Raw genomic sequence first — 19,276 nt, 5'->3', positions numbered from 1 at the left:
GGTCGTACGAGTGTGTTGTTGCGCGGCCGGGGGACGCCTATGGGCGGCCCCGGGGGGAGCGGGGCCGCCCTTCGGCGGAGGGTGGGGAAGAAGGCTCAGGGGATCAGATCTTCGCCCACGCGTCGGTGAGGCTGGTCCGCAGGATCTGCTCGATCTCGTCGAAGGTCGACTGGTCGGAGATCAGCGGCGGGGCCAGCTGGATGACCGGGTCGCCACGGTCGTCGGCGCGGCAGTACAGGCCGTTGTCGAAGAGGGCCTTCGACAGGAAGCCGTAGAGGACGCGCTCGACCTCCTCGTCGTTGAAGGACTCCTTGGTGACCTTGTCCTTCACGAGCTCGATGCCGTAGAAGTACCCGTTGCCGCGGACGTCGCCGACGATCGGCAGGTCGCGCAGCTTGTCCAGGGTGCCCAGGAACGCCGACTCGTTGTCGAGCACGTGCTGGTTCAGGCCCTCGCGCTCGAAGATGTCGAGGTTGGCCAGCGCCACCGCGGAGGAGACCGGGTGGCCACCGAAGGTGTAGCCGTGCAGGAAGGTGTTGTCACCCTTGTAGAACGGCTCGGCGAGGCGGTCCGAGATGATCGTGGCGCCGATCGGGGAGTAGCCCGAGGTCATGCCCTTGGCGCAGGTGATCATGTCGGGCTGGTAGCCGAACTTGTCGGCGCCGAACATGGTGCCCAGGCGGCCGAAGGCGCAGATGACCTCGTCCGAGACCAGCAGCACGTCGTGGCGGTCGCAGATCTCGCGCAGGCGCTGGAAGTACCCGGGCGGCGGCGGGAAGCAGCCACCGGCGTTCTGCACCGGCTCGACGAAGACGGCGGCGACGGTCTCGGCGCCCTCGTTGAGGATGGCCACCTCGATCTCGTCGGCGCACCAGCGGCCGTAGGCCTCGGGGTCGACCGTGCCGTCGGGGCCCTCGAGGAAGGCCGGGGCGCGGTAGATGTTGGTGTTGGGCGCCTTGTGGGTGCCCGGGACCAGCGGCTCGAACGGGGCCTTCAGGCCCGGCAGGCCGGTGATCGACAGGGCGCCCTGCGGGGTGCCGTGGTAGGCGACGGCGCGCGAGATGACCTTGTACTTGGTCGGCTTGCCGGTCAGCTTGAAGTACTGCTTGGCGAGCTTCCAGGCGGTCTCGACGGCCTCGCCGCCACCGGTGGAGAAGAAGACCTTGTTCAGGTCGCCCGGGGCGTAGTTGGCCAGGCGCTCGGCCAGCTCGACGGCCTTCGGGTGGGCGTAGCTCCACACCGGGAAGAAGGCGAGCTCCTTGGCCTGCTTGGCGGCGGCCTCGGCGAGCTCCTCACGGCCGTGGCCGGCCTGGACGACGAACAGGCCGGCGAGGCCGTCGAGGTACTTGCGTCCCTTGTCGTCCCAGACGTAGGTGCCCTCGCCCTTGACGATCGTCGGCACGGGGGAGTTCTCGTACGACGACATGCGGGTGAAGTGCATCCACAGGTGGTCGTAGGCGGTCTTGGAAAGGTCCTTCTGCGCCGGGTCGGCTGTCATCGGGTGCCCCAGGTGTAGGTCTGTTTCCGGAGCTTCAGGTAAACGAAGCTCTCGGTGCTCCGCACGCCGGGAAGCGCGCGGATGCGCTTGTTGATCATTTCGAGCAGGTGCTCGTCGTCCTCGCAGACCAGTTCGGCCAGGAGGTCGAACGAGCCTGCGGTGCAGACGACGTAGTCGACCTCGTCGAGGGCGGCCAACGCGTCGGCGACGGGTTCGATGTCGCCCTCGACCCGGATGCCGACCATCGCCTGGCGGGTGAAGCCGACGGTGAGCGGGTCCGTGACGGCGACGATCTGCATCACGCCCTGGTCGAGCAGCTTCTGGACGCGCTGCCGCACGGCCGCCTCGGACAGGCCGACGGCCTTGCCGATGGCGGCGTACGGGCGTCGCCCGTCCTCCTGGAGCTGCTCGATGATCGCCTTGGAGGCGGCGTCGAGGGGAACGCTGGCGTTCCGGTCGCGGTTGGCCACGCGGCCACTGTGCCTGATCGTTCGCGCGTTCGCAAGCGTGGAAACTGCTGATTTCGTCGTGATCTTGGAAAACGTATGCGGATTTCATTGCCGGAGCGCACTCCGCCTGTCGATACCAGCAGTCGTGCGGCTACCCTGGCACCGTACGCGCGCGCCCCCGAGGGCCGCCGCACGTACCGCCACCAGTGGACCGCGCCGCTCCGGGTGCGGCCACTCGGGACCCTTCGTACGCCGGACCCGCCGACGTACCATGGCGCCGGAATCTGCAACGCCGCAGGCCCAGACCGAGGAGAGATCCGTGAGCGACCTTCGCACGCTGCGCAACTACATCAACGGTGAGTTCGTCGACGCGGTCGACGGCCGCACGCTCGACATCGTCGACCCGACCACCGGCGAGGTCTACGCGACGTCGCCGCTGTCCGGTGCCGCTGACGTGGACGCCGCCATGGCCTCGGCCGCCGCCGCGTTCCCGATCTGGCGCGACTCCACCCCGAGCACCCGGCAGAAGCTGCTGCTCAAGATCGCCGACGCGGTCGAGGCCCGCGCCGACGAGATCGTCGACACCGAGGTGCGCAACACCGGCAAGCCCCGCGCGCTGACCCTCTCCGAGGAGATCGGCCCGATGGTGGACCAGATCCGGTTCTTCGCCGGTGCGGCCCGCATGCTGGAGGGCAAGGCCGCCGGTGAGTACATGGACGGGATGACCTCGATCATCCGCCGCGAGCCGGTCGGCGTCTGCGCCCAGGTCGCGCCGTGGAACTACCCGATGATGATGGCCGTCTGGAAGTTCGCCCCGGCCATCGCCGCGGGCAACGCCGTCGTGCTGAAGCCCTCCGACACCACCCCGGCCTCCACCGTGCTGCTGGCCGAGATCATCGGCGGCGTGCTCAAGGAGCTGGAGCTGCCGGCCGGCGTCTTCAACGTCATCTGCGGCGACCGCGAGACCGGCAAGCTGATGGTCGAGCACAAGACCCCGGCGATGGCCTCCATCACCGGCTCGGTGCGCGCCGGCATCTCGGTCGCCGAGTCCGCCTCCAAGGACGTCAAGCGCGTCCACCTGGAGCTGGGCGGCAAGGCCCCGGTCGTGGTCTTCGAGGACGCCGACATCGCCGAGGCCGTCGAGGGCATCTCGGTGGCGGGCTACTTCAACGCCGGCCAGGACTGTACGGCCGCCACCCGCGTGCTGGTCCACGAGTCGATCCACGACGCCTTCGTCGAGGCGCTGGCCAAGGCCGCGGCCGAGACCAAGACCGGCGGCGTGGACGACGAGGACGTGCTGTACGGCCCGCTGAACAACGCCAACCAGCTGAAGCAGGTCTCCGGCTTCATCGAGCGGCTGCCCGCCCACGCCAAGGTCGAGGCCGGTGGCCACCGGGTCGGCGACAAGGGGTACTTCTACGCTCCGACCGTCGTCTCCGGCCTGAACCAGGACGACGAGATCATCCAGAACGAGGTCTTCGGCCCGGTCATCACCGTGCAGAAGTTCACCGACGAGGACCAGGCCGTCGAGTACGCCAACGGCGTCGAGTTCGCGCTGGCCTCCTCGGTGTGGACCAAGGACCACGCCCGCGCCATGCGGATGTCGCGCCGCCTGGACTTCGGCTGCGTCTGGATCAACACCCACATCCCGCTGGTCGCCGAGATGCCGCACGGCGGCTTCAAGAAGTCCGGCTACGGCAAGGACCTGTCGGCGTACGGCTTCGAGGACTACACCCGGGTAAAGCACGTCATGACCGCGATCTGAGCGGGTCGTGACCGTTGGACGCGGTATGACCGCGATCTGATTCAGGTCGTATGAACCGACCATGGGCCCGGGTCTTCTCGACCCGGGCCCTGTGTCTTTGCACCCTGTCGACGGTTGGCGCGACCGGCTGACACGATGGAACTGCCCTTCGGGGACGGGCCCGCCCTAGCCTTACCGGCATGAGCATTCCCACCGCTGACTCAGCCGCCGGCCAGGCCGTCAAGGCCGTCGACCGCGCGCACGTCTTCCACTCGTGGTCCGCCCAGGCGCTGATCGACCCCCTCGCGGTGGCCGGCGCCGAGGGCTCGTACTTCTGGGACTACGACGGCAACCGCTACCTCGACTTCTCCTCGCAGCTGGTCAACACCAACATCGGCCACCAGCACCCGAAGGTGGTCGCCGCGATCCAGGAGCAGGCGGCGAAGCTCTGCACCATCGCCCCCGGCTTCGCGGTCGAGGCGCGCAGCGAGGCCGCCCGGCTGATCGCCGAGCGCACCCCCGGCGACCTGGACAAGATCTTCTTCACCAACGGCGGCGCCGAGGCCAACGAGAACGCCATCCGGCTGGCCCGGCTGCACACCGGCCGGCAGAAGGTGCTGTCCACCTACCGCTCGTACCACGGCGCCACCGCCAACGCGATCGCCCTCACCGGCGACCCGCGGCGCTGGCCCAACGAGGGCGGCGTCTCCGGCGTGGTGCACTTCTGGGGGCCGTACGCCTACCGCTCCAACTTCCACGCCGAGAACGAGGCGCAGGAGTGCGAGCGCGCGCTGGAGCACCTGGAGCAGGTGATCGCGTTCGAGGGGCCCGGCACCGTCGCGGCGATCATCCTGGAGACCGTGGTCGGCACCGCGGGCATCCTGGTCCCGCCGGCCGGCTACCTGGCCGGGGTGCGGGAGATCTGCGACCGCTACGGGATCGTGTTCATCCTGGACGAGGTGATGGCCGGCTTCGGCCGCACCGGCGAGTGGTTCGCCGCCGACCACTGGGGCGTCACCCCGGACCTGCTCACCTTCGCCAAGGGCGTCAACTCGGGCTACGTGCCGCTGGGCGGCGTGGCGATCAGCGCCGAGATCGCGGCCACCTTCGCCGAGCGGCCCTTCCCCGGCGGGCTCACCTACTCCGGCCACCCGCTGGCCTGCGCCTCCGCGGTGGCGACCATCACCACCATGGCGGAGGAGGGCATCGTCGAGAACGCCAAGCACATCGGCGAGACGGTGCTCGGCCCCGGCCTGCGCGAGCTGGCCGAGCGGCACCCGTCGATCGGCGAGGTCCGCGGCCTCGGCGTGTTCTGGGCGCTCGACCTGGTGAAGAGCCGGGAGACCCGCGAGCCGCTGGTGCCCTACAACGCGGCCGGCGCCGCCAACGCGCCGATGGGCGAGCTGGCCGCGGCCTGCAAGCAGCGCGGGCTCTGGCCGTTCGTCAACATGAACCGCTTCCACGTCGTCCCGCCGTGCACCGTCACCGAGGAGGAGGCCAAGACCGGCCTCGCGGTCCTGGACGAGGTGCTGTCGCTCACCGACGCGCACACTGTCTGACGTACCAACCAGGACGGCCCCGAGCACCCGCGTGCCCGGGGCCGTCCCACGCTCCGGAAGGCCGCTCATGCCCAGCAGCTCCACCCTGACCCGCCGTCCTCCCGCCTCCAGCCCCGTCCGCCGGCGTTCCGTGCTCGGCGGGGCCGCGCTGCTCGGCGCCGGCGTGCTGACCGGTTGCGGCATCCCGGCCGCGTACGTGGCCGAGGACCGCCGCTCGGCGCCGGACCGTTCGGAGGGCGACAAGCGGCTCGTCTTCTCCAACTGGACGCAGTACATCGACACCGACGACGCGGGCGGGCGCCCCACCCTGGACGCCTTCAGCGAGAAGACCGGGATCGCGGTCGGCTACACCGAGGACATCAACGACAACGACGAGTTCTTCGGCAAGATCAGCCCGGTGCTCACCCAGGGCGCCGCTCCCGGCCGGGACCTGATGGTGATCAGCGACTGGATGGCCGGGCGGTACGTCGCGCTGGGCTGGGTGCAGGCGATGGACCGGGCCAACCTGCCCAACGTCACGGCCAACCTGGACCCGCAGCTCGCCGAGCCGGCCTTCGACCCCGGGCGCCGGCGCAGCGTGCCGTGGCAGTCCGGGATCACCGGCATCGCCTACAACCGCAAGGCGCTCGGCCGGGAGATCAGGTCCACCGCCGACCTGTGGGCGCCCGACCTCAAGGGCCGGGTCACGCTGTTCGCCGGGCTGGACGAGGCGCTCGGGCTGCTGATGCTCTCCCAGGGCGCGGACATCGCGAAGTTCACCGACGACGACGCGCGCCGGGCGATGGACCTGGTGCAGAAGACGGTGGACAGCGGCCACGTCCGGCGCTTCACCGGCAACGACTACACCAGCGACCTCGCCTCCGGTGCGGCGCTCGCCTGCCAGGCCTACTCCGGCGACGCCGTCCAGCTCACCGCCGAGAACCCGGACATCGAGTTCGTGGTGCCGGAGGAGGGCGGCGAGCTGTGGGCGGAGAGCCTGATGATCCCCAACCGGGCCGCCCACAAGCGCAACGCCGAGCTGCTGATCGACTACTACTACCAGCCCGAGGTGGCCGCCGAACTCGCCGCGTTCGTCCAGTACATCTGCCCGGTGCCGGCCGCCCGCGAGGTGCTGGCGGCCAGCGGCGACAAGGAGAAGGCCGAACTCGCCGAGAACCCGCTGGTGTTCCCGACCGACGGGATGCGCGCCCGGCTGCACACCATGCGCGACGTCACCTCGGCCGAGCGGCCCGAGCTGCACAAGGTCTGGGGGCGCATCACCGGGGTGTGACCGCTACCGCCGGACGGCGTCCAGGGCGAGCAGCGCCACGTGCAGGGAGAGGCAGGACTCCACCTGGTCGAGGTCGACGCCGAGGATCCGCTCGACCTTGTGCAGCCGGTCGTAGAAGGACGGCCGGGACAGGTGCGCGGCGTCCGCGGCGGCCGACTTGTTCCGGCCCTGCTCCAGGTAGATCCGCAGCATCTGCACCAACTGGCCGTTGTGCTCGGCGTCGTGGGCCAGCAGCGGGCCCAACTCCCGTTCCACGTAGGTCTGCAGCCGGGCGTCGTCGCGCAGCAGGTGGAGCAGGCCGCGCAGCCGGACGTCCGGCAGGCGGTAGTAGGAGGAGCTGCGGCCGCCGGGCGCGTCGTGCAGGGCGGCGTCGGCGACCTGGGTGGCCTCCAGCAGGGTGCGCCGGGCGTCGCGCACCGAGCCGACCGAGGAGCCGACCGCGACCACCGGGCCCGCCGGGTCGCCGCCCTCCCGTCCGGCCTCGGCGGACATCCGGCGCAGCGCGGCCGAGAGGGCGTCCAGCGAGGCGTGCTCGTCCTGCTGGGTGCCGAGCGTGATCAGCAGGCCGACGGCCTCGTCGTCCAGCGCGCCGACCAGGGCGGTCAGCCGGCAGGCCCGGACGGCGCCGGCGGCCAGTTCGGTGAAGTCGCGCAGCCGGGCCTGCGCCTCCAGCGCGGCCGGGATCGGGCCGCGCCGCTGCCGCAGCACCACGCCGACCAGCCGGCGGCCCTCCAGCGGGATGCCGAGGGCCTGGGCGCGCAGCGCCGCCTCGGAGACGGTCAGCGCGTGGGTGAGGATGCCGGACAGCAGGGTGCGGTGGGTCTGCCGCTCCAGGCTCTCCCGGTCGCGCACCACCAGCCGGTTGAGCGCCAGAGCGGAGGCGCCGCGCTCCAGCAGCATGGTGTGCGGGTGGGCCTCGCCCTCGGGCAGCGGGCCGGGCTCCTGCACCAGCACCAGCCGGCCCCAGTCCTGGCCGCGGGCTCCGACGGTGGTGACCAGCCAGCCGCTGCGCGGGTCGTGGCCGGTGCGCCCGGCCGGACGGACGCCGCGAGAGCGGCGCTCCCAGTCCTCCAGCACCTCGGCCTCCGGGCGTCCGGCGGCGTCGTGGGCGAGGACCTGGTGGGCCAGGTTCTCCAGGACGACCGGGGCGCCGGCCATCCGGGACACCTGGCGGATCACCTCGGGCGGCTCGGCGCCCTCCACCACCAGCTCGTTGAAGACCTGGTGGACCGACTCGGAGATCCGCAGCTGCTCCAGCTGGGAGTTGACCACCAGGGCGTGCACGGCCTCGGTGACGGCGACGAAGCGCAGCTCGCGGCGGAGCGTGATCAGCGGCAGTCCGCGCTGCTCGGCGGCGTTGACCAGGGCGCGGGGGAGCGAGTCGAAGTAGCGCCGCCCGAACTCGACGACCAGGCCGGCCACCCCGACCTCGTCCAGCTCGCGCACGTAGCGGGCCAGGCCCTCGCGGTCCTCGGGCAGGGCGATGCCGGTGGTCAGCACCAGTTCGCCGCCGCGGAGCATCCCGGCGACGTCGGGCAGTTCGCTGACGTGGACCCAGCGGACCGGCCGCTCCAGGTGGTCGGCGCCGGCCACCACCTGGGGCAGGCCGCGCCGCATCACGTCGAGGTCGAGGACTCGGGCGACGGTGGGGAGCATCGCGGGCCTCCGGGGCTGTGGAGAGCGGAGCCGGGGCTCCGGGCGTTCTGGTTTCGGGTGACGCGGTCAGGGTGTGCGGTCGGGGTCGTGCAGTCAGGGTGTCAGGTAAATCATCCATCCCCCCGACGACCTGTTGCCCTGCCCGCACCCTTGCACCCTGTAAGGCCCTTCGTGCCGAGGTTGTCGAAGTGACCCTTGTCACCCCAACCCCGCAGCAGGCAAGGTCAGCGGGACCGCAGACCCCCACCGCGGACGCGTGACCCCGCAGCGGTCGAACCACGGCACTTGGAGGAACCAGATGGACCTGACCGACTTCGGCCCGGGCGCGCAGTACATCGCGGGACGCCAGACCAGGGGGAGCGGCGAGCCCTTCCAGGTCGTCAACCCCGCCGACGGCAGCGTGGTCGAGCAGGTCGCGCTGGCCACCGCCGGGGACGTGGACACCGCCGTCGCCGCCGCCCGGGCCGCCCTGCCCGGCTGGTCCTCGGCCACCCCCGGTGCGCGCTCCGAGGCGCTCACCCGGCTGGCCGCCGTGCTGGCCGGGGCGGCCGACGACCTGGCCCGGGTGGAGACGGCGCAGACCGGCAAGCCGGTCAAGCTGGCCACCGAGTTCGACGTGCCCGGCACCGTCGACAACGCCGCCTTCTTCGCCGGCGCCGCCCGCAACCTGGAGGGCAAGGCGGCCGGCGAGTACTCCGGCGACCACACCTCGTACGTGCGGCGCGAGGCGGTCGGCGTGGTCGGCTCGATCTCGCCGTGGAACTACCCGCTGCAGATGGCCGCCTGGAAGATCCTCCCGGCGATCGCCGCGGGCAACACCATCGTGCTCAAGCCGGCCGAGCTGACCCCGCTGACCTCGCTGATGTTCGCCCGGGCCTGCACCGCCGCCGGCATCCCGGACGGCGTGGTCAACGTGGTCACCGGCGCCGGGCGCACCGCGGGCGAGCACCTGGTCGGGCACCCGGACGTCGCGATGGTCTCCTTCACCGGCTCCACCGGCGTCGGCAAGCGGGTCGCCGAGATCGCCACCGCGGGCGTCAAGCGCACCCACCTGGAGCTCGGCGGCAAGGCCCCGTTCGTGGTCTTCGACGACGCCGACCTGGACGCCGCGGTGCACGGAGCGGTCGCGGCCTCGCTGATCAACGGCGGCCAGGACTGCACCGCCGCCACCCGCGCCTACGTCCAGCGCCCGCTGTACGACGCCTTCGTGGCCGGGGTGGCCGAGCTGTACGCGGCGATCCGGATCGGCGACCCGCTGAACCCGCGCACCGACCTCGGCCCGCTGGTCTCGTACGCCCACCGGGACCGGGTGGCCGGCTTCGTGGAGCGCGCCCGCTCGTACGCCACCGTGGTCACCGGCGGCCGGGCCCCGGAGAAGGGCCACGACGGCACCGACCTCACCCGGGGCGCGTACTACCGGCCGACCCTGATCACCGGCGCGGCCCAGGACAGCGAGGTCGTGCAGGGCGAGATCTTCGGCCCGGTGCTGGTGGTGCTGCCCTTCGACGGCGACGACGAGGGCCTGCGGCTGGCCAACGACACCCCGTACGGGCTGGCCGCCTCCGCCTGGACGAGCAACGTGCACCGCTCGCTGCGCGCCACCCGGGAGATCGCGGCCGGCTGCGTCTGGGTCAACGACCACATCCCGATCATCAGCGAGATGCCGCACGGCGGCTACAAGGCGTCCGGCTACGGCAAGGACATGTCCCAGTACTCGCTGGACGAGTACACCCAGGTCAAGCACGTCATGTTCGACACCACCGCGGTGGCCCGCAAGGACTGGCACCGCACCGTCTTCGGAGACAGATAACCCCCGGACCACGCGGGTGCCCCCACACCCCATCTCCCCCAGGAGGCCCGTTCCATGGCGTTCAACGAGCTCACCGACGGTCTGCCCGAACCGGTCCGAAGGGCCTGGGAACGCAGTCTGACCAGCGGCCGGGCCGCGCTCGGCCGCCGCACCCTGCTGCGCGCCGCCGCGCTGAGCGCCGGAGCGGGCACCCTGGCCGCCTGCGGGATCCCGGCGGCCCCCCGGGCGACCGGCGACTCGACCGCGAACGCCGCCAAGGACCTCTCGGAGACGCAGAAGGAGGTCGACTTCTCCAACTGGCCGCTGTACGTGGACACGGACGAGAAGGACAAGGAGAAGCACGGCACCCTGGAGGCCTTCACCGAGGCCACCGGGATCAAGGTGAAGTACAACGAGGACGTCAACGACAACGTCGAGTTCTTCGGGAAGATCAAGCCGCAGCTCGCCTCCGGCCAGGACACCGGCCGCGACCTGATGGTGCTCACCGACTGGATGGCCGCCCGGCTGATCCGGCTCGGCTGGGTGCAGAAGCTCAACCCGGCGAACGTCACCACCGCGATCACCAATATCGAGTCGCGCTTCCGCGCCCCCGACTGGGACCCGGGGCGGCTCTACTCCTACCCGTGGGCCGGCATCCAGACCGTCGTCGCGTACAACCGGAAGGCGACCAGGGGGAAGGAGGTCACCAGCGTCTCCCAGCTGCTGGACGACCCCGACCTCAAGGGCCGGGTCACCTTCCTCTCCGAGATGCGCGACAGCATCGGGATGGTCCTGCTGGACCAGGGCAGGAGCACCGAGAGGTTCACCGCCGACGACTTCGACGGCGCGGTCGCCCGCCTCCAGAAGGCCGTCGACAGCAAGCAGATCCGCCGCTTCACCGGCAACGACTACGGCCAGGAGCTCTCCGCCGGCGACATCGCGGCCTGCATCGCCTGGGGCGGCGACCTGATCCAACTGCGCGCCGACAACCCGGACATCGAGTTCGTCATCCCGGAGAAGGGCTACATCGCCTCGACCGACAACATGCTGGTCCCGGCCAGGGCCCAGCACAAGGCGAACGCGGAGAAGCTGATCGACTTCTACTATCAGCCGAAGATCGCGGCGCAGCTGGTCGCGGGCATCGGCTTCGTCTCCGCCGTCACCGGGATGAAGGACGAGCTCGCCGGCATCGCCCCGGACACCGCGGCCAACCCGCTGGTCGTACCCACCCCCGAGATGGCGGGCAGGGCGCACGTGTTCCGCACGCTCTCCGAGAGCGAGGAGAGCGACTTCGAGCAGAAGTTCTCCAAGCTCATCGGCGCCTGACCCCCGCTCCCGGCAGAGAATCCCAGGAAGACACCACCCCATGACAGACCAGCAGCGCGACGCGGCCGTCGGCGGCGACGTCCGGCTCACCGGCATCGGCAAGACCTACGGCTCCTTCACCGCCGTCCACCCGCTCGACCTGACCGTCCCGCAGGGCTCGTTCTTCGCCCTGCTCGGCGCCTCCGGCTGCGGCAAGACCACCACCCTGCGCATGATCGCCGGCCTGGAGGAGCCCACCAGCGGCACCGTCCTGATCGGCGGCCAGGACGTCACCGCCCTGCCCCCGTACAAGCGGCCGGTGAACACCGTCTTCCAGAGCTACGCGCTCTTCCCACACCTGGACATCTTCGAGAACGTCGCCTTCGGCCTGCGCCGGCGCGGCAGGAAGGACGTCAGGAAGCAGGTCGAGGAGATGCTGGAGCTGGTCGAGCTCGGCCAGTACGCCCGGCGCAAGCCGCACCAGCTCTCCGGCGGCCAGCAGCAGCGCGTCGCGGTCGCCCGCGCACTGATCAACCACCCGCAGGTGCTGCTCCTGGACGAGCCGCTCGGCGCGCTCGACCTCAAGCTCCGCCGCCAGATGCAGCTGGAGCTCAAGCGGATCCAGACCGAGGTCGGCATCACCTTCGTGCACGTCACCCACGACCAGGAGGAGGCCATGACCATGGCCGACACCATCGCGGTGATGAACGGCGGCCGGGTCGAGCAGCTGGGCGCCCCCGCCGACCTGTACGAGAACCCCGCCACCACCTTCGTGGCCAACTTCCTCGGCCAGTCCAACCTGCTGCCCGCCGAGGTCACCGGCACCGAGGGCGGCGACCTGCTGCTCAGCGCGGCCGGCGCCCGCCTCGCGGTGCCGAAGGCGCGCTGCGCCACCGACGCCAAGCGCGTCCACCTGGGCGTGCGCCCGGAGAAGATCACCATCACCCACGCCTCCGAGCCGGTCGCCGACGGCCGCAACCGGCTGGCCGGCACGGTGCTCGACTCCAGCTTCATCGGCGTCTCCACCCAGTACGTGGTGCGCACCGACGGCGGCCAGGAGGTCACCGTCTTCGAGCAGAACATGGAGCGCGACGCGCGGATCGTCCCCGGCGCGGCCGTCCAGCTGCACTGGAACCCGGCGCACTCCTTCGCCCTGGACGCCGCCCAGGCGATCGACGCGGGCACCGCGGAGGAGGCCGCATGACCACCACCACCCCGGCCGCGCCACCCCAGGTCATACCGCTGGAGGGACCGGCGCCGAAGCCCAGGCGCAAGCTCACCCCGTACTGGCTGCTGCTTCCCGGCATCGCCTGGCTGGTCGTCTTCTTCGCCGTCCCGCTGGTCTACCAGGCGTCGACCTCGCTGCAGAGCGGCTCGCTCGAAGAGGGCTTCAAGGTCACCTGGCACATATCGACCTACTGGGACGCCCTGGTCGAGTACCGGTGGCACTTCCTGCGCTCGTTCTCCTACGCGGCCGTCGCCACCGTGCTCTGCCTGGCCGTCGGCTACCCGCTCGCGTACACGATCGCCTTCAAGGCGAGCAAGCGCTGGCGCAACGTCATCCTGATCCTGGTCATCGCGCCGTTCTTCACCAGCTTCCTGATCCGCACGCTGGCCTGGAAGACCATCCTGTCCGACGGCGGCCCGGTGGTCGGCGCGCTGAACGCGCTGCACGTCCTGGACGTCACCAACCTGCTCGGCCTGACCAGCGGCGACCGGGTGCTGGCCACGCCGCTCGCCGTGGTCTGCGGCCTGACCTACAACTTCCTGCCGTTCATGATCCTGCCGCTGTACACCTCGCTGGAGCGGATCGACCCGCGCCTGCACGAGGCGGCCGGCGACCTCTACGCCCGGCCGTTCACCACCTTCCGCAAGGTCACCTTCCCGATCTCGCTGCCGGGCGTGGTCGCGGGCACCCTGCTGACCTTCATCCCCGCCTCCGGCGACTACATCAACGCCCAGCTGCTGGGCTCGCCGAGCGAGCAGATGGTCGGCAACGGCATCCAGAAGCAGTTCCTGAACGTGCTCGACTACCCCACGGCCGCCGCGCTGAGCTTCATCCTGATGGCCCTGATCCTGGGCATGGTGACGGTCTACATGCGCAAGGCCGGGACGGAGGATCTGGTCTGATGTCCCGGATTTCCAAGTGGATCCGCGCCCACCTGGTGGTGCTGGCCGGCCTGCTGGCCCTCGCCTACCTGGTGCTGCCCAACCTGGTCGTGCTCGCCTTCTCGTTCAACAAGCCGGTGGGCAAGTTCAACTACGAGTGGAACGAGTTCTCCACCGACGCCTGGACCAACCCCTGCGGCGTGGCCGACATGTGCCAGTCGCTCTCGCTCAGCCTGCAGATCGCGGTGCTCGCCACCATCGGCGCCACCGTGCTCGGCACCATGGTCGCCTTCGCGCTGGCCCGCTACCGCTTCCGCGGCCGCTCGGCCACCACCGCGATGATCTTCCTGCCGATGGCCATGCCCGAGGTGGTCATGGCCGCCTCGCTCGGGACGCTCTTCCTCAACATGCGCATCCCGTTCGGGTTCACCACCATCCTCATCGCCCACATCATGTTCTGCCTCAGCTTCGTGGTGACGGCGGTCAAGGCGCGCGTGATGAGCATGGACCCGAGGCTCGAACAGGCCGCCCAGGACCTCTACGCGACCCCCGTCCAGACCTTCCTGAGGGTCACCCTGCCGCTGGCGGCGCCCGGCATCGCGGCGGGCGCGCTGCTCAGCTTCGCGCTCTCCTTCGACGACTTCATCATCACCCAGTTCAACTCGGGGCCGACCACGGTCACCTTCCCGATGTTCGTCTGGGGCGCCTCGCAGCGCGGCATCCCGGTGCAGGTGAACGTCATCGGCACCGCGATGTTCCTCGCCGCCGTCCTGCTGACCGTCGTCGGCCAGTGGCTGGGCAACCGCCGGAAGGCCACCGCCTGACATACGGTCGACGACGGTGGCCAGTACAACCATCACCTATTCGTAGAAAGTGGCTGATAATGCATGGACTCCGCCCGCGCACTCAGTGACGCCAGGCCCACCCCCTTCTGGCTGGAGGATCCCGGCCGGCCGGCGGCACTGCCCGCCCTGGTCGGCGACACCACCTGCGACCTGCTGGTCGTCGGCGGCGGCTACTCCGGCCTGTGGACCGCCCTCATCGCCAAGGAACGCGACCCCTCGCTGGACGTCGTGCTGGTCGAGGGCAACGAGGTCGGGTGGGCCGCGTCCGGGCGCAACGGCGGGTTCTGCGCGGCCAGCCTGACCCACGGCTTCGGCAACGGCCTGGACCGCTGGCCGTCCGAACTGGCCCAGCTGGAACGCCTCGGTGCCGCCAACCTCGACGGCATCGAGGCCACCCTCAAGCGCTACGGCATCGACGCCGAGTGGGAGCGCACCGGCGAGATCGACGTCGCCACCCAGCCCCACCAGGTCGAGGAGCTCCACGAGATCGCCGAGGCGGTCGCCCGGTACGGCTTCGACATCACCGTCCTGGACGCCGACCAGCTGCGCGCCGAGGTCGACTCGCCGACCTTCCTCGGCGGCCTCTGGGACAAGGAGGGCGTGGCGATGGTCCACCCCGCCAAGCTCGCCTGGGGCCTCAAGGACGCCTGCCTGGGCCAGGGCGTGCGGATCTTCGAGCACACCCGGGCCACCGACCTGCGGGAGCACGGCAGCGGCATGGCCGTCCGCACCCCGTACGGCCGGGTCTTCGCCCGCAAGGTCGCGCTCGGCACCAACGTGTTCCCGTCGCTGCTCAAGCGGGTCCGCCCGTACGTCGTCCCGGTGTACGACTACGCGCTGATGACCGAGCCGCTCAGCGAGGAGCAGCTCGCCGCGATCGGCTGGCGCGGGCGCCAGGGCCTCGGCGACAGCGCCAACAAGTTCCACTACTTCCGGCTCTCCGCCGACAACCGGATCCTCTGGGGCGGCTACGACGCGGTCTACCACTTCGGCGGCCAGGTCCGGCACGAGTACGACCAGCGGCCGGAGACCTTCCGCACCCTGGCCAACCACTTCTTCCGCTGCTTCCCGCAGCTGGAGGGCCTGCGCTTCACCCACGCCTGGGGCGGCGCGATCGACACCTGCAGCCGGTTCTCGGCGTTCTTCGACACCGGGTACCGGGGCAAGGTCGCGTACGCGGTCGGCTACACCGGGCTCGGCGTCGGCGCGACCCGCTTCGGCGCCGAGGTGATGCTCGACCTGCTGGCCGGCGAGCGCACCGAGCGCACCTCGCTGGAGATGGTGCGCAGCAAGCCGCTGCCGTTCCCGCCCGAGCCGGTGCGCTGGGCCGGGATCGAGCTCACCACCCGGTCGCTGGAGCGGGCGGACCGCAACGGCGGCCACCGCAACCTCTGGCTGCGCACCCTCGACCGGCTGGGGCTCGGCTTCGACAGCTGAACCGTTCAAACGCTGAACCACTGGAACGCTGAAATGCTGAACCGCTGATCTGCCGAAACGGCTGAAGCCGTTGAAACCGTTGAAACCGTTGAAACCACGAACGCCCGTAGCCGGGTGCCCCTAGTCGTGTAATCGGGACCCGCCGTCCGCCTCTCCTTGGTGACGGCGGGTCTCGCTCTTCCCGCCGTCTCCGAACAGTACGAACGGCAAGAAGCGGGGACACGACATGGAGACCACCGGACTGCACTGGCTCGCCCAGGCGGCACCGGACCCGGAGGCCTTCCGGGACCAGTGGGAGCGCACCGGGCTGGGCCTGGTGCTGCTGCCGGCCGGCCGGCGTTGGGACGTCCTCTCCGTCCCCGGACGGCTCGGGCGCCCGGCCGTGGAGGTCCTGGACCCGCGCACCCGCGGTCCGGTCCTCACCGACTTCGGGGGCGGGCAGGTCAGCTTCCTGGTGCCCGTCGGCACCGCCGCCCGCTGGATCGGCACCGGCGTGCGCGGTGCGGGGGAGGGCACCTGGATCGTCGTCCCGCACCCCGGGCGCCGCAGTCGGGGCGTGCGCTGGCTGGTCCCGCCGGACGGCTCCGGGCGGCTCACCGACCCGGTGCTGCTGGAGCTCGCCTTGCACGAGGCGGCGGCCCGGCTCGGCGGCTGGTGAGCCGCGCCGTCTCGTGCGGAACCGGGGGCCCGGGGGCGTGAGGAGGTGCCCGGGGGCGCCCGGTAGCGCTCCGGGCGCCCGGCAACTGGCGCGTAGAGCGGGCGGTCGCGTCAGACTGGAGGCGTGACCACCGTCCCGCACGCCGTCGACGCGTCCCTCCGCCCGGGCCCCGCCCAGCTGCGCCTGGCCGCGCTGGCCGCACCCGTCTGCGACCGGTACGGCCTCGCCCTGGCGGGAGGGCACGCGCTGCGCGCCCACGGCGTCGCGGCCTGCCCGCAGGACGGGCTGACCCTGGCGACCGGCGGTGCCGACCTGCCGGAGGTGGCCGCCGCGCTGGGCGAGGCGTACCGGGCGGCGGGCGGCGGGGCCGTCGAGCGGCCGGGCACACCGCGGCTGGAACAGCTCACCGTCCGGCTGGCGCTGGGTGGGCGGTCGCACTCGGTGGAACTGCGCAAGGAACCGCTGGGACACCGGCCGGTCCGGTTCGACCTCGGTGCGCCCGGACCGGACGAGCCCCCGGCGGTGCTGCCGGTCGTCGCCCTGGAGGACGCGGCCGCGCTGACCACCGCGCTGCTCGTGGACCGGGGCATGCCCCGCGACCTGATCGACGTGCACGCCCTCACCCGCTGCTACCGGGAGGGCGAACTGCTCGCGCTGGCAGCCGAGTTGGACCCGGACTTCCAGCCCGCGGCGCTGGCCGAACGGCTGGAGGCGCTCGCCGAGGCGGCGGACGGGCGGTTCCGCGCCCGGGGCGTGCCGGCCGGGGAGGTGGCCGAGCTGAAGCGGTGGGCGCTGGCCTGGGCGCAGGACCTGCGGCTGGACCTGCTGGAGACCCGGGAGGCGGCGGACGGGCTGCACGACCCGTACCTGGAGGAGCCGGAGGACGGGGAGTCCTGACGCCCCGGTCCCGCGGGTGCCCGCGGTGTTTGGGTGCCCGTGCCGTTGGGGGCATTCGTGGTGGGTTCACACGTTCGGGCGAGTGACCGGACGACCTGTAAGGCTGAATCCACGATCCCCGTCAGCCTGTTCGTTGAGCTGCGCCGGAGCGGCCACCAGACTGGGAGACGAGCGCGGTAGCCCCGTGATTCCCGTCGCCCGGCCCACGTGCGGGCGGCGCCAGACCGGACCGGTGGCAGGACGCCGCCCGGGACTTCGGAGGCAGACGGACCTTGAGCAAGCACATCATTCACTGGATCGGCGGCAAGCCCGTCGCCACCGCCGGTGCGGCCCCCCGTCGCGGCGAGGTCTTCGACCCGGCCACCGGCCAGGTCGCCGGCCAGGTCGACTTCGCCGAGATCGCCGAGGTCGACCAGGCCGTGGCCGCCGCCGCCTCGGCCTTCACCGAGTGGCGCACCGCCTCGATCGCGAAGCGGACGACGGTGCTCTTCGCCTTCCGCGAGCTGCTGAACGCCCGCCGCGACGAGCTGGCCTCGATCATCGTGGCCGAGCACGGCAAGGTGCACTCCGACGCGCTCGGCGAGATCGCCCGCGGCCTGGAGGTCGTGGAGTACGCCTGCGGCATCCCGCAGCTGGTCAAGGGCGGCTTCACCGAGCAGGCCTCGACCGGCGTCGACGTCTACTCGATCCGCCAGCCGCTCGGCCCGGTCGCGATCATCTCGCCGTTCAACTTCCCGGCCATGGTGCCGATGTGGTTCTTCCCGATCGCCATCGCGGCCGGCAACACCGTCGTGGTGAAGCCCTCGGAGAAGGACCCGTCCGCCGCCAACTTCCTCGCCGAGCTGTGGAAGGAGGCCGGCCTGCCGGACGGCGTCTTCAACGTCGTGCACGGCGACAAGGTGGCCGTCGACCGCCTGCTGGAGCACCCGGACGTCAAGTCCGTCAGCTTCGTCGGCTCCACCCCGATCGCCCGCTACGTCTACGAGACCGGCACCCGCTACGGCAAGCGCGTGCAGGCCCTGGGCGGCGCCAAGAACCACATGCTGGTCCTGCCGGACGCCGACCTCGACCTCGCCGCCGACGCCGCCGTCAACGCGGGCTTCGGCGCGGCCGGCGAGCGCTGCATGGCGGTGTCCGTACTGGTCGCGGTCGACCCGATCGGCGACGAGCTGGTCGAGAAGATCAAGCAGCGGATCGCCACCCTGAAGGTCGGCCCCGGCTGCAACGGCGAGTCCGAGATGGGTCCGCTGGTCACCGGCCAGCACCGGGACAAGGTCACCTCCTACGTGGAGTCCGGGGTCGCCGACGGCGCCGAGCTCGCGGTGGACGGCCGCAAGCACCCGGTCACCGCCGAGGACCGGAACGGCTCCCCGACGGCCGACGGCTTCTGGCTCGGCCCCACGCTGTTCGACCACGTGAAGCCCGGCATGTCCGTCTACAACGACGAGATCTTCGGCCCGGTCCTCTCGGTGGTGCGCGTCGACTCGTACGAGGAGGGCCTGGCGCTGATCAACGCCAACCCGTACGGCAACGGCACCGCCCTCTTCACCAACGACGGCGGCGCGGCCCGGCGCTTCCAGTTCGAGGTGGAGGTCGGCATGGTCGGCATCAACGTGCCGATCCCGGTCCCGGTCGCCTACTACTCCTTCGGCGGCTGGAAGGCCTCGCTGTTCGGCGACGCCCACGCGTACGGCCCGGACGGCGTGCAGTTCTTCACCCGGGGCAAGGCCGTGACCCAGCGCTGGCTGGACCCGTCGCACGGCGGCATCAACCTGGGCTTCCCCACCAACAGCTGATCCGCACGGCACCACCGGCCGGACCCCTCTCCCCGGGGTCCGGCCGGCCGTCTTTGCACGACGTTTGCATCGGTGCGTGGAAGCGCGTACAGTTCTTCGAGCTGCCTGGCAGGGAGCACCGGACACGCATCTGCGCGGACGGTCCCGCGGTGGCCAATCCTCTGAAACGCCACTTCCGGTTCGTGCCGGTCGTTTGCGCTTTTCGGCGCTGTGACCTGGTGCTTATTCGGCGTGCTCGTTTTATCGGGTTGCGGTCGGATTCGC

At 71.2% G+C, this 19,276-nt stretch carries 15 protein-coding genes; 12 read left to right on the top strand and 3 right to left on the bottom strand.

The genetic code is table 11. The features are described from left to right. Positions 1 to 103 precede the first annotated feature (103 nt). On the bottom strand, positions 104 to 1,498 hold the full coding sequence (locus ACWDCZ_RS32900; RefSeq protein ID WP_049651897.1) for an aspartate aminotransferase family protein: 1,395 nt from the start codon (positions 1,496 to 1,498) through the stop codon (positions 104 to 106). Next, positions 1,495 to 1,968 carry an Lrp/AsnC family transcriptional regulator gene (locus tag ACWDCZ_RS32895; protein ID WP_030306695.1) on the bottom strand — a complete coding sequence of 158 codons (474 nt, stop codon included), beginning with the start codon at positions 1,966 to 1,968 and terminating at the stop codon, positions 1,495 to 1,497. Before ACWDCZ_RS32895 ends, ACWDCZ_RS32900 begins: the two co-directional genes overlap by 4 nt. Before the next feature lie 250 nt (positions 1,969 to 2,218). Here ACWDCZ_RS32895 and ACWDCZ_RS32890 point away from each other — a divergent pair, with 250 nt between their 5' ends. The 3 genes from ACWDCZ_RS32890 to ACWDCZ_RS32880 all read left to right on the top strand — a co-directional run bounded on the left by ACWDCZ_RS32890 (position 2,219) and on the right by ACWDCZ_RS32880 (position 6,520). Then, on the top strand, positions 2,219 to 3,712 hold the full coding sequence (locus ACWDCZ_RS32890; RefSeq protein WP_049651898.1) for a gamma-aminobutyraldehyde dehydrogenase: 1,494 nt from the start codon (positions 2,219 to 2,221) through the stop codon (positions 3,710 to 3,712). Positions 3,713 to 3,891: 179 nt separating this feature from the next. Continuing rightward, complete coding sequence (locus tag ACWDCZ_RS32885) at positions 3,892 to 5,250, top strand: aspartate aminotransferase family protein (RefSeq protein WP_375877695.1); 1,359 nt, start codon at positions 3,892 to 3,894, stop codon at positions 5,248 to 5,250. 67 nt (positions 5,251 to 5,317) lie between these two features. Then, a complete protein-coding gene (locus tag ACWDCZ_RS32880; RefSeq protein ID WP_449817753.1) occupies positions 5,318 to 6,520 on the top strand; it encodes a polyamine ABC transporter substrate-binding protein in 1,203 nt (400 codons plus the stop codon). A 3-nt stretch (positions 6,521 to 6,523) separates the two neighbouring features. Here ACWDCZ_RS32880 and ACWDCZ_RS32875 read toward each other — a convergent pair whose 3' ends face one another. Then, positions 6,524 to 8,176 carry a PucR family transcriptional regulator gene (locus ACWDCZ_RS32875; RefSeq protein ID WP_074001528.1) on the bottom strand — a complete coding sequence of 551 codons (1,653 nt, stop codon included), beginning with the start codon at positions 8,174 to 8,176 and terminating at the stop codon, positions 6,524 to 6,526. A 298-nt stretch (positions 8,177 to 8,474) separates the two neighbouring features. Between ACWDCZ_RS32875 and ACWDCZ_RS32870 the strand changes: the two genes are divergently transcribed. The 9 genes from ACWDCZ_RS32870 (at position 8,475) to ACWDCZ_RS32830 (ending at position 19,012) form a co-directional block, all read left to right on the top strand. Beyond that, a complete protein-coding gene (locus tag ACWDCZ_RS32870) occupies positions 8,475 to 9,986 on the top strand; it encodes a gamma-aminobutyraldehyde dehydrogenase (protein ID WP_049651902.1) in 1,512 nt (503 codons plus the stop codon). A gap of 54 nt (positions 9,987 to 10,040) precedes the next feature. After that, on the top strand, positions 10,041 to 11,291 hold the full coding sequence (locus tag ACWDCZ_RS32865; RefSeq protein WP_375877697.1) for a polyamine ABC transporter substrate-binding protein: 1,251 nt from the start codon (positions 10,041 to 10,043) through the stop codon (positions 11,289 to 11,291). A gap of 40 nt (positions 11,292 to 11,331) precedes the next feature. Then, the gene (locus ACWDCZ_RS32860; RefSeq protein WP_049651904.1) at positions 11,332 to 12,474 is read left to right on the top strand and encodes an ABC transporter ATP-binding protein; all 1,143 of its coding nucleotides are present in this window, start codon (positions 11,332 to 11,334) and stop codon (positions 12,472 to 12,474) included. Next, on the top strand, positions 12,471 to 13,400 hold the full coding sequence (locus tag ACWDCZ_RS32855; RefSeq protein ID WP_049651905.1) for an ABC transporter permease: 930 nt from the start codon (positions 12,471 to 12,473) through the stop codon (positions 13,398 to 13,400). Before ACWDCZ_RS32860 ends, ACWDCZ_RS32855 begins: the two co-directional genes overlap by 4 nt. Then, positions 13,400 to 14,203, top strand: coding sequence for an ABC transporter permease (locus ACWDCZ_RS32850; protein ID WP_049651906.1), 804 nt, complete (start codon positions 13,400 to 13,402; stop codon positions 14,201 to 14,203). Before ACWDCZ_RS32855 ends, ACWDCZ_RS32850 begins: the two co-directional genes overlap by 1 nt. 63 nt (positions 14,204 to 14,266) lie before the next feature. After that, on the top strand, positions 14,267 to 15,661 hold the full coding sequence (locus ACWDCZ_RS32845) for an NAD(P)/FAD-dependent oxidoreductase (RefSeq protein WP_049651907.1): 1,395 nt from the start codon (positions 14,267 to 14,269) through the stop codon (positions 15,659 to 15,661). Positions 15,662 to 15,887: 226 nt separating this feature from the next. Then, positions 15,888 to 16,319, top strand: a complete 432-nt coding sequence (locus tag ACWDCZ_RS32840; RefSeq protein WP_375877702.1) for a bifunctional DNA primase/polymerase — start codon at positions 15,888 to 15,890, stop codon at positions 16,317 to 16,319. 123 nt (positions 16,320 to 16,442) lie between these two features. After that, positions 16,443 to 17,216: a nucleotidyl transferase AbiEii/AbiGii toxin family protein gene (locus tag ACWDCZ_RS32835; RefSeq protein ID WP_449817752.1), complete on the top strand. Its 774-nt coding sequence runs from the start codon at positions 16,443 to 16,445 to the stop codon at positions 17,214 to 17,216. Between the two features lie 272 nt (positions 17,217 to 17,488). Further along, positions 17,489 to 19,012 carry a CoA-acylating methylmalonate-semialdehyde dehydrogenase gene (locus ACWDCZ_RS32830; RefSeq protein ID WP_049660358.1) on the top strand — a complete coding sequence of 508 codons (1,524 nt, stop codon included), beginning with the start codon at positions 17,489 to 17,491 and terminating at the stop codon, positions 19,010 to 19,012. Positions 19,013 to 19,276: the final 264 nt, after the last annotated feature.

This window comes from Kitasatospora sp. NPDC001225, assembly GCF_053597855.1.
This window is presented reverse-complemented; position numbering and strand designations above follow the sequence as displayed.